Here is a 14,777-nt window from a genome sequence, read left to right as displayed (position 1 = left end):
GGAAAAATGGGAGGGGGGAAAATATGAATATATCTAAAGTTATCTTAGAAAATTTTAGAGCCTATTATGATAAGGTTGAAATTCTTTTAAATGATTTTAATGTTTTTATTGGGAAAAATGATGTAGGAAAGTCTAGCATTTTAGAAGCAATCGATATTTTTTTAAATGATGGCAAAGGAGTAGTAAAAGTATCACCGGATGATCTAAATATTCTAGCGAGAAGAGATTCAGTTGATTCCTTTAAAATTGGTATAGTATTTAATAATTTTCCAGAACAGATAATTATTGACGAGACCATCGCTACAAATCTTAAAGATGAATATTTACTAAATGATAATTATGAATTAGAAGTATGGAAAACTTTTATGAATGGAAAATTAAAAGGGACAGTTATTAAATGTAATCATCCTACAAATAATGAATTCTTGAAAAGTTTAATGAATAAAAAGCATAATGACCTGAAAGATTTTGTAGAAACACATAATATAAAAGTTGATGATAAAAGGAGCTCAGCTGATCTCAGAAAAGCGATAAGAGAGTATTATCGAAAACAAGACGGAAAATTAAAATTTGAAATACTTGAAATCTCTATTGACCAAGAAGGGTTAAAAAATATATGGAATAAGCTAAAAAATTATTTGCCAGTTTTCGGATTATTTCACTCTGATAGAAAAAATGTTGATCAAGATGATGAGATTCAAGATCCATTAAAACTAAAAATTGAGGAAATCTTTAAAAGTGAAGAGGTACTAAAAATACTTAGCAATATAGAAAAACAAATAAAAGAAGAAATAGAGAATATAGCAGAAAAAACGATTAATAAATTCAAAGAACTTTCTACCGAATCAGCTTCTATTAAACCAAAAATACCAGACGTAAATTCACTTAAATGGAAAGATGTATATAAGGGATTAGGTTTTTATACTGATAATGATATTCCTTTAAACAAAAGAGGAAGTGGTTTTAGAAGGCTTGTTTTATTAAGCTCTTTCCTTGCTGAAGTTGAAAAGAACGAAACAGAAAACAATAAGATTCATATTATCTATGCAATAGAAGAGCCAGAAACTGCTTTGCACCCCGATTTGCAAATAAAATTAATCAACACTCTTAAAGAACTATCAAAAAAAGAAAGATATCAAATTTTATTAACTACGCATAGCCCAGCTTTGATACGTCTTTGTGAAACAGATGATATAAGATTTGTGAAACAAGAAGATGGACAAGCAAAAGTGCAAAATTTCGACGAAAAAATCTCAGATGAGATAATTAAGACTATGGGTTTATTGCCTAATATAAGTAAAATTGTTATTTGTGTTGAAGGAACTAATGATGAAAAATTTTTATTAAATATAAACCAAAATATCGACGAATTAAAAAAGATAATTGATCTAAAAGCAAAAATAAAATCTGATTCTATTGCAATAATTCCAATGAATGGTTCTAATCTTAGAGACTGGATAAATCATTATGCATTAAAAAACACAAACGCTCTTGAGTTCCATCTATACGATAAAGATGAAGATGAAAAATATAAAAGTGAAATAGAAAAGGTGAATAAAAGAAATGACGGTTCCTATGGAGTATTAACAAGTTTTAGAGAAATAGAAAATTACGTTGATAAGGAAATTTTAGAAAATGAATTTCAGATAAAGATTGAGTTAAAACAAAATGAAAATTGGGGTGAACTAGATATCCCAAGTATTGTGAAATCCAAACTAAGAAATCAGAGAGACGAAAAGTCAATCAAAAAAGAAATATGTGGATCATGTTCAAAGCTTATGTCTAAAGATAAATTTGAGCAATTAGGTGTTTGGGAAGAAGTAAAAGGATGGTTTGAAAAAATAAAGGACATGGAAAAAAAGATACTCGAAAGATATGAACTTGATAAGGAATAATTATGAAAATTAAGTAACCAAAACTCAGATCTAGTACTATTACCTGAGAACAAGAGATAGACTGACCAGTGCATGAGTTGTGTGAACTTACGGATGAAAAAAGAAAAACAAGTGAGGGAGTATAATCACGTCAACAATAATAAAATCTTTAAAGATTAAAAATTTCCGAGGAATTCAATCAATAGAACTGAATTTCACGGACCTAAACATGATTATAGGGAATAATGGCACTAATAAGACAAACATATTAGAAGCATTAAACTTCGCATTATCCCCTACCTATTTAGCTAATCGTATCAAACCAACGGATTTTTATTAATGTTCTAAAAATGATAAATTGATTTTATCAAGACTCAACCTTTATACTTCTTCATTAACAGGTTTAGGATTGAACGTTTCTTCTGGTGCAATTTTTAAAAAGAGGATAATTACAATAACTGATACTATGCTTGCAAACAGTGCAATTTGATATCCCCTCATTAAATCTAAAAGAATACCATATATTTGTGCACCAACAGGTACAGCTCCTTGAGCAATCAACCCCACAACCGTAAAAACACGAGATCTTACTTTGGTTGGTGTCATTTTTTGCATGTTGGTATCAATAGGTATATTTATAAAAGCATTGCTCACGCCTATTAGCATAAGGTTTATGTACAAAATTATTAATAAAGTCCATGATGCACCTCCGAATTTGGTAACGATATTAGGAAAAAATAAACCTGAAATGATGAATAACATAATTGCCTCTACTGTTAAACCGAGTGTCACCGATTTTTTCGGATTATTTTTAGAAAAAATAGTACCAATTAAAATACTGCCAATTAGTATCCCCACGGTAAAAGAAGATTGAGTGATTCCATACTGTTCGCTCGTAAATCCAATTTCTTGCCTTAATACATAAGGAAGCACAATCGTAAGAATCGGTGCCAATAAAAAATTGACAATCATTACAAACAAAAGTAATTCTTTCAAACCTTTTCTTCCCTTTATAAAAATTACTCCCTCTTTGATGTCTGAAAACATAGATTTAAAGGATATTTTCTGCTTACCTTCAAAATGTGGTACGTAAGTAATAAACATTTCGCTTATAGCAGAAATAACGAAAGAAATTCCATTTATAAGAAATACAACTTTGATTCCCCCAAATCCATATATGATTCCTCCAAGGATTGGTCCTATAATTCTAGAAACACTATTTATTGAAGAATTTACCGAATTAGCTTTGGTGAGGAAATCAATAGGAACTAAGTCGGGAAACATTGCCTCGGTTGAGCCGCCGAAAATACTGTCTAATATAGAAATAAATACTTGGGCAGTGAAGATAAAGGCGATGTTCATCCAACCTTGATAGGCTGAATATGCCATAAAAAGTATAATTATCCCTCGTAAATAGTCCATATTCACCATAATTTTCTTTCGATTCATTCGATCTCCCAAAACCCCTGCTATCGGTGAAAAAATCAAGCCTGGCAGCATACTTAAAAGAGAAAATGTACCCATAAGGGTTCCAGAGCCTGTAAGATCAAGAATATAAAGCGGTAAAGCAATCATTTGTACGCCAGTTCCTATTAAAGATACGAGCCTACCTGTGGCGTATAGCCAAAAGTTTCTTTTTTGCTCTTTTGTCATAGAATTTCCCCCTCGTATAATATGTATAGATGTGAAACGTAAAAATATCCCTACTCCTAACAATATCCATAAAAGTATGCCGTTAGACTGTTCTGTCACAGGAAACAATGAGGTTAAATAATTACCACCAGAATTCTATTATAAAAAACAAGTTATTGATCATACTAATTCTTTTTCTTTAATTTTAAAAAATCTACTCTTCGCTTTTTCTGGTATAACTAAATTTCCACGCTAAATTGTAGCACTCACCTTGTACACCAAATTTCCCTCAAGTATATGCATATTTTCTGGGATCTGTTTTTCTTATTCAACCATCAATCTTTTACCAAAGATATCTACGAAGTAGATGATTCCTAACATAGCCATTAATCCCAGAAATATCAAAATAAGATTTTGCCATTTTTCTAAAATAATTAACTTTTCCCACAGATTTCCATTTATTCCCACAAAAAATATGAATAAAAATAGAAGGATTCTAATTATGAAAGGGTTATCAAACACGAGAAGCCCTACTCCAACTAACCCACTAAGTACCGCCGACCAAATCGGAAAGGCTATCAATACCGTCAAAAGTATTTCAAAACTAGGAATTACTCCCATAAAAAAAATGTTTGTTATATATTGCACAATAACTCCCCATAACATAAATACCTGGGTGAACAATAATACTGCCAACATTTTCCCCAAGAATATTTCTTTTATATTTAAAGGTGATGCCAAAAGGTATGAGATGTTTTTATTCTCCTTCTCTTTTTGAAAGCTTATCCAACCAAATGAATAAGGCACGAAAAAAGTAACCATAAAAGAGGAGATAAGAATAGGGTTTAAATTATTTGAATTTTCCAAATTAAACGCTATTATAAAGATTGTAATAACCGTCAAAAAAAGCAATAATTGAAATCGTTTCCTTATGAACATTCGTAACTCTTTTTTAATTAGGGCTCTCATCATTCTTCGTCCTCCTTCACGATGTAAGTATATATATCCTCAAGCGTTACTTTTTCTTCTTCCACCCTTTCGACATCTATTCCTTTATTCACGAGATATCGAACTACTGATGATGGACTTATTTTATCTCCAGAGACAATCAACTCTTTTTCCCCGATTACATTTACTTCAGAATCCTTTGAAATTTCATTTACTATATCCCTGGGAATTTTACTACTTACCTTTATTGTTACACCCATTCTAACTCCCAAAGCCTTTTTCAATTCTTCCATATTTCCAGATACAACTATTTGCCCTCTTCTCAAAAGTATTATCCTTGAACATATTCTTTCTATATCGAAAAGGTCATGAGAGGTTATTAAAAGGGTTTTTTCTTTATCATGTAAGCTTTTTAAAAATTCTACCATGTTTTTCCTGGCTACAGGATCAAGATTGGACGTTGGTTCATCCATTAAAACAATTGAAGGATCATGCAAAAAAGCTCTTGATATGGCTAACTTTTGCTTCATACCTGCGGAAAGTTCCTTTACCATACTTCCCCTATTTTCGTAAAGTCCCCATTGATTTAGTAATGCTTCACCATATATTTGAGAAACCCCATATAATTCACTCCAGAACTTTATATTTTCATCAACCGTTAAATCATCATAAAGACCAGGCCCTTCCAAAATAAAACCTATCTTTCTTCTTTCGCGCTTGGTCATCTTATCAGTATCTACCCCTAAAATTTTTGAAACCCCTTCAGTTGGTTTCAAAAGTCCTAATATTATATTTAGCAGGGTAGTTTTTCCTGCGCCGTTTGGCCCTATCAATCCTACAATTTCTCCGGCCTTTATTGAAATATTTATATCTTTCAAAGCTTCTACCCCGTTTTTATAAACCTTTCGAATATCTTTTAATATTATCGTATCCATAAATCTATCTTCCTCCTAAAAGATGAGATAGCATGATAAGAAATAAAATTACTAATGTTGGTGTTACAAAATTTTTAAGGAATAATTTTAGAAAACCTTTGCCTTCTCCAATGCGGAACTCGTATGTTGTTCGTAAAGCGTAGCCTATGGTGAGAATCACAAAAACAGCCACTAAATTAGACATGTTAATATTCCCCCTTAGATTATTCTTTAAATTAAAACTAAAATTTCAAATAATCCAATCCCTCATTTTAATAATACACTTTTCCAAATGATTTTCAAGTATTTTTTTAAATGGTTTCAAATACGCATTGATAAAGTATTACAGAGAAAACCTTCTGTTGTTTCTTTTTATGTTTTTGAAGAGGAAGAGAGAGAGAAGAGTTCATCAAAATTATCAGCAATTTTTAATTTAAAAACGCCCATGTTGGGCGTCTTTTCAGAAATTAGTTTTTCTTGAAAATAATTGCTAATCAGACTTTCATACAACCAACTGACTTTCTATTATTTCTTTGTAAATGGGAGAATTTTTTAGTAACTCTTCGTGCATTCCTTCTCCTCTTATCTCTCCATCTTTTAATAATATCACCTTGTCTGCTTTTCTTATCGTCGATAATCTGTGGGATATTATTATCAGAGTCATCTCGTACTCTTTCAATTCATCAAATATTTCTTCTTCTGTCTGTGAATCTACCCCTGACGTTGCTTCATCCAGTATCAATACTTTTGGTCCCCTTATCAATGCTCTTGCTATCGCTACTCTCTGCCTTTGCCCATCTGATAGCTTACTTCCCCTTTCTCCCACTACAGTATCGTATCCTTCATCTAAAAGCCCTATGAATTTATCTACCTTCGCTTTCTTTACCGCCTTCATGAATTCTTCTTCGGTGAATTCATCATCCAGCATTATGTTTTCTTTGACCGTCATGTTGAATAAGGGTTCGTTACCTCTGACTAACTTTATCTTTTCTCTGATTTCTTGTAATTTGTAATCTTTTATGTTTTTATTTCCTAATAGTATTTTACCGTTTGTGGGATCATATAATCTCACAAGAAGACTCACCATAGTACTTTTGCCGGATCCACTCGTTCCTACCAACGCTACCTTTTCGTTTTTGCCAATGGAGAGATTTATGTTTTTCAAAACTATCTCGTCTCTGTATTTGAATGAGACGTTTTTGTATTCGATGTTGTAATCCTCGGGGAAAAGATATATACCATCACCTTCCTCTTCAGGCATATCGAGGATTTCAAAGAATCTTTCAGCTAGAGGTTCAACCCGTTGTAGTTGAACCAAATTTTCATTTATGATTCCTATGGGTTCGTATATCCATGGCACAAAAGAATAAAAAGCTATTAAAGTTCCCAAAGATATATTCCCTCTTATCACAAGTACTCCTCCAAATCCTAATATAATCACAGGAATTACATAACTGATAAAAAAGGCTATATTTAAAATGGTTATTTGAAATATCCCTGCTTTAGTCGCTTGTATAGCCCAATTTTCCGCATCCTTGGAAAATGAATTTGAAAAGTATTTTGTTTTCCCAAATACTTTAATAATTAATTGACCATCTAACTTTTCTTTTATAGAAGAAGTTAATTTTCCAAAAGATTTTCTTTCTATTTTTGAATAATTCTGCAATTTTGTTTGTGAACTTCTTATAATAAGCCAATAGAAAGGTAAAGAAGCAAGTACTATCAAAAATAATTGCCAATTCAGATAAGTCAATATAGCAGAAGTAACTATTAAATTCAAAAAGTTAAACACATGGTTGGTAATACAAGGGCCATTGCATAAGAAGTTTCATCAATATCAGACAATAACCTACTCATTATATCCCCAGAATCCATCTTAGAATAATCAACAAATTTTGAGTTTTGAATTTTATTATAAAGGTTCATCTGCTCGTTTTTGATAGTAATAAAATTAACTTTTCGATGATAAGTATTGAAAAAATAATTGAAAACTCTTTCTAAAGCTACTATACCGATTAAAAAGACAAGGAAAAAAGGCAGTATATTAATTCTTTGAAAAGATATTATATCGTCGATTAAAAACTGAATGAAAAAAGGTCTCAAAGCTGCTAACGCTAAAGCAGCAACACCCAAAAGAAACACGAAAACCATATACTTTTTATAATTTTTTATACCATATCTTATCAATCTTCTTGTGTACAAACTCATACCTTAACTTCCCCCTATAAATAAGTTTTTTTCTTTAGAAATTCTAAAACTCGTTTTAGCGCCCTTCCCCCGCTCCCCACCCGATAGGAAAAGGATTTTTATTAGCACCCTTTTACCCCGCTCCCCACCCATAAGGAAGATCGGGTAGAGTAGATAATTAATTTATCTACCGTCCTCCCACAGCACCCATCTTAGGAAGGAAAAATAGGGTCCTAAACTATCCATCTATATTCTTTACTTTCATAATTTCCTTATGTTTTCGAGATAAACCTGCCATAATTCTTCAGATAGTAAATCATAAGCCGTGTGATAAGATTCTACCTTTTTAATTTTTTTCAGTGGTTTTCTCAACATTTTTATAACCCCCTTTAATTATTTTAAACATAATTCAAATTTTTCATAAAGATTATAACAGATAAAATAAAGATTGTCAAGTAAATAAATAAAAAATTCAATAATTTTTATATTTTTACTAAAAATTTTTGATTTAACGAATTGTATTGAGATTTAAAATTGGTGTATAAAGTTGTTTAACGAAAAAAGCTAAAATAAATTAGGAATAAGATTCAGGAGGAGTAAATAGATGTTAGAAAACCAAATTGGTTTAGCTCCGATGGCAGATTATACAGATTACCCTTTTAGAGAGATTTGCAGAAGGTTTGGGGCCGAGTTTACTTTTACTGAAATGATTTCAGTAGATTCCATAATAAGAGAAAATGAAAAAGTTGAAAAAATGCTTCCCCAAAAGGGTGAAGATAATATAGGCGTACAACTTTTTGGCAACGACCCAACAAAATTCGTCGAGGCAGCTAAAGTTGTCCAAGGCTTAGCAAGTTGGATAGATATAAACGCTGCATGCCCAGTTAATAAAGTAGTGAAAAAAGGTTCAGGGGCAGCTTTATTGAAAAATCCAAAATTATTAGGGGACATAGTTTTTAATTTAAAAAAGAGTATAGATTTGCCTGTTGGAGTAAAGGTAAGATTAGGATACGATCAAATAAATATAGAAGAAGTAGCTCAAACATTGGAAAATGCAGGTTCTGATTATATTATTGTTCATGGTAGAACCAGGTCACAAATGTATAGTGGGATCGCAAATAGAGAAATATTAAAAAAGTTAAAAGCGAAGATCAATATCCCTTTAGGGGCTAGCGGAGATGTGTTTAGTAAAAAAGATATAGATGATTATTTGTTGAATTATGGTGCAGATTTTGTTTTAGTTGCACGGGGTGCTATCGGTAATCCTTGGATATTTACAAAGAATAATTATAATCCGACTATAGATGAGAGAATAGATACTTGTTTAGAGCATTTGAAACTTACAATTGAATTCTATGGTTCAGAGGTTTACGCAGTAAAAAAATTCAGAAAAGTATTGATGAAATACTTTTCTGGTATTGAAGGCGCAAAGGAAATAAGAAGAAATTTACATCTACTTTTATCTTATAACGATGTCGCCGAACTGATTAATAAAACATTAAAGCATTAATGATTAGGCTATTTCATCAAGTAGTATCCCTTGAACATCGTTTAGGGCTTTGGCAAGTTTGACAGAGACTTCAGGTGGTATCTGCCTTATAATTTCCTTGCTATCTTTATCTATAATTTTTACAACAATAATATCCAAATCCCTTTCTATTTCAAACTTCGCCTCTCCTTTGAAAATTTTGGATAACTTTTTTAATCTATCTTCAATTATCTTGGTGACTTTGTCGAGTTCGTCTGGCATAACCTCTTCTTTTTGGATCGGCTGGTTTGAATTTTCAGGATTTCTCAGATTGGCGTTCGCCATTTGAATTTGCTGCCTATTAGATATAGGATTGTTAATGGAAAGATCTTCTTTTCCCCCAATATTTGATATTCCCATAATATCACCCAACCTTCAAAGTTTTAGTCACTTTTTTATCGTCTAACATTTAATAAACTTTAATATTAAAAAAATCAAATTATGAACATAGCATCACCAAACGAAAAGAACCTATATTTCTTTTCTTTAGCAATTTCATATGAGTTCATAATAAAATCTTGACCAGCAAATGCTGAAACTAGAAAAAGAAGTGAAGATCTGGGAAGATGAAAATTGGTGATCAAAGCATCTATTATTTTAAATTCAAATGGTGGGTAAATATATAGATCTGTTTTACCTGCGAGTTTGTCAGGATTTCTGGCAATCGATTCGAGCGTTCTAACAACCGTTGTACCTGTGGCTATAACCCTTTTACCTTCAGCTTTAGCTCTAACTATATCGCGAAGTACACTCTTTGATACGGTATAATACTCTTCATGTATTTGGTGGTTCCTTATATCTACCTCGCTAACTGGTCTAAAGGTTCCTAAACCCACATGAAGAGTGACTTCAGCAAATCTAACACCGTAATCGGTGAGTTCCTCTATCAGTTCTTTGGTGAAATGCAAACCAGCGGTTGGCGCAGCCACGGCACCATCTTCTTTTGCGTAAGTAGTTTGATATTTTTCTGGATCATCGATCTGTTTTTTAATATAAGGCGGTAAAGGGACTTCGCCAATTTTTTCTAATTTTGAAAAAAAGTTGGGATCGTCAAATTCTAAAATTCTTGACCCGTCTTCTAAATGTTCTTCTACGGTGCAGGTTAAATTGTCTTCAAAGATAAGTTTGTTGCCTTTTTTTATCTTTCCTCCTGGTTTTACCAAAGCTTTCCATGTTTTATCGTTTCCATCTTTTTCTAAAAGTAAGACTTCAACTTTTGCACCTGTTTCCTTTTTACCGTATAACCTTGCAGGGATAACCCTGGTATTATTTAAAACAAGCAAATCGCCGGGGCGTAAATAATTTTTTATATCCCTAAAAACTTTGTGTTCGATACTTTTTACTCTTCTATTTAGCACCATCAGCTTACAGCTATCTCTTGGTTCAACAGGTTCTTGGGCTATAAGTTCTTCAGGTAACTCGTAGTCATATTGCTCTAAGTCAAAGCTCTGTTCACTCATCTACAAACCTCCGAAGTTCCAGTAATTTGTCTTTATCAAACCGATATTCATTAAATTTATCCTGTGAAATCATGTAATAACCAAGTTTATTACTAAAATGAACGATCAATTCATCTGCAGGTGATTCAAAGTAAATCCTCTTTTTTTCTGACATTTTCTTTAAAATATCCTTGTCATCCTCGCTTTTTAAAACGTACTCAATGTTTTTATCGAATACTATGATTGCAGGGAAAAACGTCATATTTTCTATGTAGAGATTATCCAATAAATCAACCAATCTAACTATGCTTTCTTGATCGTTGTACCTTACAACGTTGCTACCATCGATAATAACGCCTTTAACCGATCCTTGGCTCATAAGCTATAATGGTAGTAAGATATATTTTTCAGTTGAAGTTCCACCATCTGTTTTTCGTAAGGACCTAAACTCTTAAATATTTCTTTTATTTTTTTGTACAACGAGATCTTTGTATCAAGAGGGTCAATGCTAAGAATCTCGTCTATGAGGTCTTTTACAAAGGGAGTTTTCACATCTAAAGGTATGTATGTTATTAGTGCGTATAAGTCTATAAAATCCTTAAAATCCAATCTTTTTAATATAACTTGAGGATTGTAGAACTCCACTCCGTACTTTTTTAATTTTTCATTATACCCACCTGGTGGAAACTTGTCAGGAAAAAGTAAAAATTTTAGGTTCTCGATCGTTTCTTCTTTTAACTTGTAATAACTTTTTAAATCAGCGAATCTATTCTCTTTTGGCTTTTTTAAAATATGCATTATCAGAAATTGAAAATCGTTTATATGTTTTTTCGGTATTTTTAGCTCGGCGTCTTTTCCTAAAACTCTGTAAACCAAAAACATTTTTCTTTCGTTTAGTTCTCGAGGTTTTCTGAGAATACTATTAGCCTTTTCAACTATTTTTCTTGCTTTTTGGCTATGTTCTTTGTAATCTTTTTCTGAGATAACGTTAAAAATCCTTTGAATTGACACAAAACTACTTCTCCTTTTCTATATTAGCCTCCATCTCTTCGTACTTTTCACCAAAGCTTTCGATTTTTACATCCCTATACTTAATATCTTCATTGTACGAAATATGAATCTCCAACCTTTCTTCGGGGGTTAAATAATCCAAAAAGTCTGCCCATTCAATTATATATACCCCTTTAGGATCCAAAAAAACATCCAAATACTCTATCTCTTGTGGATCGCTTAGCCTATACAAATCAATGTGATATATAGTTGGATTTGTATCATATACCTTTACTAGAGAAAAAGTAGGGCTTGTTACGTTTATTGGGGTTTCGCTCAAGCTGTTAACTATATACGATGTCAACGTGGTTTTCCCCGTTCCTAAATTACCAAAAAGTAATAATTTTGCACCAGGGAAAAGATATTTAGAAACAGTTTCTCCTAATTTTTGGATTTGTTTTAGGTTGAGTCTGTTGTAAGATATTATAGGTTGTTCACTCCCCAATTACATTTTTCTTTTAGAAAGCAATCAGAACATTTAGGCGTTTTTTTACAGTAAACCTTTGAGTGCTTAACTATTAACGCATGGTATTCGTTGTAAAGTTGAACATCTTTTGTCAGGTTTTTCTCAAAGAAATCTTGAAACTCATCGTATTCTCTAGACAATATTAAACCCAATCGTGAAAACATTCTCTTCGTATAAGCGTCAATCACAAAAACGGGCATTTCAAAGGCGTATAAAAGTATTGAATCAGCTGTTTCTTTTCCTATTCCTTTTATACTTAACAATTCTTCCCTTAAAGAGGTTACACTTTTATTTTTAATCTTATCTATATCATAATTATATTTTTTTAACCATTCTAAGAAGTTTTTCAAACGTTTACTTTTGAGATTGTAAAAACCTGAAGATCTTATCAATTGAGCTAAATCATCTTCTTCGATTTTAGATAGTTTTTCTGGTTTTAATAAATCACGTTGTTTCAAATTTTCGATAGATTTTTCGACGTTGTTCCAAGAAGTATTTTGCGTTAAAATAGCCCCCACGGTTACTTCAAACCAATCATCTGCGGGCCACCAATGCTGCGGACCGTAATAATCGTAAAGATCCTTGTATATTTCATAAACTTTATTCAATATTTAATTTCTACCTCCATATTAGATGTTCAGGTGTTTCCCCTTCCAAAGCTTGTATGATATCTCTTGCTACCATCTGAGCCATTCGACTTCTTGTTTCGTGTGAAGCAGATCCAATGTGCGGTGTTAGTACAACGTTATTCAAATCTTTTAATCCAGGTGTTAATTGAGGTTCATTCTCATACACGTCTAACGCAGCACCTGCAATCTCTTTATTCTTTAATTTTTCGTATAGCACTTGTTCATCTATCACAGGACCTCTTGCCGTGTTGATAACAAAGGCGGATTTCTTTAATAAAGATAGTTTTTCTCTATTCAACATATGATAAGTATCGTCAGTCAAAGGCACATGTAAACTCACATAATCAGAAACTCTCAAAAGCTCATCCAACGGTAAATAAGTGGCATTCAAAGCCTTTTCTTCTTCGCTGGAAAGCCGATGCCTCTGATAGTAATAAACCTTCATGTTGAACCCTATTGCCCTTCTGGCGACCGCTTGACCTATACTTCCAAATCCTATAATACCTAAGGTTTTACCGTACATATCTGTTCCCAGAAACAATTCAGGCTTCCAACCATCAAATTTACCTTCTCTTGTAAAGGCATCAGATTCGACGATTCGTCTGGCAACAACTAACATCAACGCCCAGGCTAAATCAGCTGTGGTTTCGGTTAATACATCAGGGGTGTTAGTTACATATATTCCTAACTCTTTTGCCTTTTGGATATCGATGTTGTTGTACCCAACAGCGTAGTTGGCAACAATTTTTAATCTACCCTTACCTGCTTCTAACACTTCTTTATCAATCGGATCTGCCAACATCGTAATTAATGCGTCAGATTCTTTTGCTATTTCTTTCAGTTCTTCCTTTGTGAGTAGCTTATCCTTAGGATTAACCCAAATATTGTACTTACCTTTTAACAAATTTAAACCTGCTTCAGGGATTTTGTAGGTTATTGAGACTTTTTTCATTTTTGAACCTCCTAATTGGGATTCTGTATTTTTCGCAATTTACCCCTTGAATATTCTCGAATATTCATTTTAATTATATCATAATAAAAAAACAAGCAATAAATTTTGCTGCTTTGTACAAAACGCTTTTTGCCGCTTTATGCAAAAGTTTTATTCGTAATTCTCTAAAAACTGTTTCCATATTCTCGTTTGCTACGCAAACGATGTACCGCGCAAATGACGTACAACCTCAAGTTAAACAAAAAGAAAGTTTAGTTTAAATTTCAACAAACTAATATTCATATATTTAACCTAAAACAGAAAAAGTTATAAAAAAACGTCTGTCGACCTCCAATAAGGTAAAAAACCCAGGGGATCGACAGACAAGTGTTAAAAGTCACAAGACTCATTTCATAAGCTTTTGAATCGATTTTTAACAATTTCTCAAAGTTTTGCTTGACAAATGTAATTTTTTATGATACACTTTTTATCGTGAACCTATGGGTGTCTATCCTACCTCTAAGGAATAAAAACTATTTTTTAAAAAGTTTGCTAAAATTTGTTTCTTCTGTGTCTATCCTACCTCTAAGGAATAAAAACTTCCTCAACCTCCTTTTCATTTTTCACAACCTCCAAGTGTCTATCCTACCTCTAAGGAATAAAAACAATGTCAAGAAAAATACTCCAGAGAGCGAACGTGTTAGGTGTCTATCCTACCTCTAAGGAATAAAAACACATTAAAGTCCTTATCACTGATTCTTTGGGCACTGTGGTGTCTATCCTACCTCTAAGGAATAAAAACTTAGAACAATTACCATGGCTGCTCCAAAGTATATTGATGCGTGTCTATCCTACCTCTAAGGAATAAAAACTCAAGATGATTTAAAAGTAATTTCAGAAGCTAATCGTATCTATCCTACCTTTAAGGAATAAAAACTTTCTTTTGAACCAATGAATATTCGTTGAAAGCCGAGTATCTATCCTACCTTTAAGGAATAAAAACAGAAGTTCTGCATGCCCTTTTTTTACCCAATGTCTGTGTATCTATCCTACCTTTAAGGAATAAAAACGTGTTCATTTTTTTTACCTCCTTTTCAAAAAAACTCTTGTATCTATCCTACCTTTAAGGAATAAAAACCTTGATATTTTATATTTTTGTTTTCGTCCTGGTAAGTATCT

At 32.3% G+C, this 14,777-nt stretch carries 16 protein-coding genes and 1 CRISPR repeat array; of the genes, 3 read left to right on the top strand and 13 right to left on the bottom strand.

Going from position 1 to position 14,777, the window contains the following annotated elements; genetic code table 11:
- The first annotated feature begins 23 nt into the window (after positions 1 to 23).
- Entirely contained in the window at positions 24 to 1,895 is a 1,872-nt protein-coding gene (locus NAAC61_RS09230; RefSeq protein WP_103898899.1) for an ATP-binding protein, read from the top strand.
- Between the two features lie 121 nt (positions 1,896 to 2,016).
- On the top strand, positions 2,017 to 2,214 hold the full coding sequence (locus NAAC61_RS11385; RefSeq protein WP_103898898.1) for an AAA family ATPase: 198 nt from the start codon (positions 2,017 to 2,019) through the stop codon (positions 2,212 to 2,214).
- Between the two features lie 41 nt (positions 2,215 to 2,255).
- On the opposite strand, the gene NAAC61_RS09220 is transcribed toward NAAC61_RS11385, so the two are convergent.
- The 6 genes from NAAC61_RS09220 to NAAC61_RS09195 all read right to left on the bottom strand — a co-directional run bounded on the left by NAAC61_RS09220 (position 2,256) and on the right by NAAC61_RS09195 (position 7,576).
- Positions 2,256 to 3,527 carry an MFS transporter gene (locus NAAC61_RS09220; RefSeq protein WP_202695846.1) on the bottom strand — a complete coding sequence of 424 codons (1,272 nt, stop codon included), beginning with the start codon at positions 3,525 to 3,527 and terminating at the stop codon, positions 2,256 to 2,258.
- A 303-nt stretch (positions 3,528 to 3,830) separates the two neighbouring features.
- The gene (locus NAAC61_RS09215) at positions 3,831 to 4,478 is read right to left on the bottom strand and encodes an ABC transporter permease (protein WP_012209330.1); all 648 of its coding nucleotides are present in this window, start codon (positions 4,476 to 4,478) and stop codon (positions 3,831 to 3,833) included.
- Positions 4,475 to 5,389 carry an ABC transporter ATP-binding protein gene (locus NAAC61_RS09210; protein WP_202695845.1) on the bottom strand — a complete coding sequence of 305 codons (915 nt, stop codon included), beginning with the start codon at positions 5,387 to 5,389 and terminating at the stop codon, positions 4,475 to 4,477. The genes NAAC61_RS09215 and NAAC61_RS09210 overlap by 4 nt, the downstream gene beginning before the upstream one ends.
- Positions 5,390 to 5,393: 4 nt before the next feature.
- Positions 5,394 to 5,573, bottom strand: a complete 180-nt coding sequence (locus NAAC61_RS09205; protein WP_041534123.1) for a hypothetical protein — start codon at positions 5,571 to 5,573, stop codon at positions 5,394 to 5,396.
- Positions 5,574 to 5,870: 297 nt separating this feature from the next.
- A complete protein-coding gene (locus tag NAAC61_RS09200) occupies positions 5,871 to 7,148 on the bottom strand; it encodes an ABC transporter ATP-binding protein (protein ID WP_202695844.1) in 1,278 nt (425 codons plus the stop codon).
- Positions 7,145 to 7,576, bottom strand: a complete 432-nt coding sequence (locus NAAC61_RS09195; RefSeq protein ID WP_202695843.1) for a hypothetical protein — start codon at positions 7,574 to 7,576, stop codon at positions 7,145 to 7,147. Before NAAC61_RS09195 ends, NAAC61_RS09200 begins: the two co-directional genes overlap by 4 nt.
- Positions 7,577 to 8,159: 583 nt before the next feature.
- On the opposite strand from NAAC61_RS09195, the gene NAAC61_RS09190 reads away from it, so the two are divergent.
- Positions 8,160 to 9,065, top strand: coding sequence for a tRNA dihydrouridine synthase (locus NAAC61_RS09190; protein ID WP_202695842.1), 906 nt, complete (start codon positions 8,160 to 8,162; stop codon positions 9,063 to 9,065).
- Between the two features lie 3 nt (positions 9,066 to 9,068).
- Here the strand turns inward: NAAC61_RS09190 and NAAC61_RS09185 are convergent, their stop codons facing one another.
- The 7 genes from NAAC61_RS09185 to NAAC61_RS09160 all read right to left on the bottom strand — a co-directional run bounded on the left by NAAC61_RS09185 (position 9,069) and on the right by NAAC61_RS09160 (position 13,619).
- Positions 9,069 to 9,443, bottom strand: coding sequence for a flagellar protein FlaG (locus tag NAAC61_RS09185; RefSeq protein ID WP_202695841.1), 375 nt, complete (start codon positions 9,441 to 9,443; stop codon positions 9,069 to 9,071).
- Positions 9,444 to 9,517: 74 nt separating this feature from the next.
- Positions 9,518 to 10,543 carry a tRNA preQ1(34) S-adenosylmethionine ribosyltransferase-isomerase QueA gene (gene queA, locus NAAC61_RS09180; RefSeq protein ID WP_202695840.1) on the bottom strand — a complete coding sequence of 342 codons (1,026 nt, stop codon included), beginning with the start codon at positions 10,541 to 10,543 and terminating at the stop codon, positions 9,518 to 9,520.
- On the bottom strand, positions 10,536 to 10,901 hold the full coding sequence (locus NAAC61_RS10840) for a hypothetical protein (RefSeq protein WP_237729863.1): 366 nt from the start codon (positions 10,899 to 10,901) through the stop codon (positions 10,536 to 10,538). The genes queA and NAAC61_RS10840 overlap by 8 nt, the downstream gene beginning before the upstream one ends.
- Positions 10,898 to 11,533, bottom strand: a complete 636-nt coding sequence (locus NAAC61_RS10835) for a hypothetical protein (RefSeq protein ID WP_237729862.1) — start codon at positions 11,531 to 11,533, stop codon at positions 10,898 to 10,900. The genes NAAC61_RS10840 and NAAC61_RS10835 overlap by 4 nt, the downstream gene beginning before the upstream one ends.
- 4 nt (positions 11,534 to 11,537) lie before the next feature.
- Positions 11,538 to 12,017 (bottom strand): tRNA (adenosine(37)-N6)-threonylcarbamoyltransferase complex ATPase subunit type 1 TsaE, encoded by a 480-nt coding sequence (tsaE, locus tag NAAC61_RS09170; protein WP_202695839.1) that lies wholly within the window; start codon positions 12,015 to 12,017, stop codon positions 11,538 to 11,540.
- Positions 11,996 to 12,646, bottom strand: a complete 651-nt coding sequence (locus NAAC61_RS09165; RefSeq protein WP_202695838.1) for an endonuclease III domain-containing protein — start codon at positions 12,644 to 12,646, stop codon at positions 11,996 to 11,998. Before NAAC61_RS09165 ends, tsaE begins: the two co-directional genes overlap by 22 nt.
- A 10-nt stretch (positions 12,647 to 12,656) precedes the next feature.
- Entirely contained in the window at positions 12,657 to 13,619 is a 963-nt protein-coding gene (locus NAAC61_RS09160; RefSeq protein WP_202695837.1) for a 2-hydroxyacid dehydrogenase, read from the bottom strand.
- Between the two features lie 483 nt (positions 13,620 to 14,102).
- Positions 14,103 to 14,736: a CRISPR direct-repeat array (repeat unit 30 nt; unit sequence GTATCTATCCTACCTTTAAGGAATAAAAAC).
- Between the last annotated feature and the right edge of the window lie 41 nt (positions 14,737 to 14,777).

It is taken from the genome of Petrotoga sp. 8T1HF07.NaAc.6.1, assembly GCF_016772115.1.
GTDB lineage: Bacteria > Thermotogota > Thermotogae > Petrotogales > Petrotogaceae > Petrotoga > Petrotoga mobilis.
The sequence above is the reverse complement of the archived record's forward strand: the minus strand, read 5'-3'. Positions and strand labels throughout refer to the sequence as shown.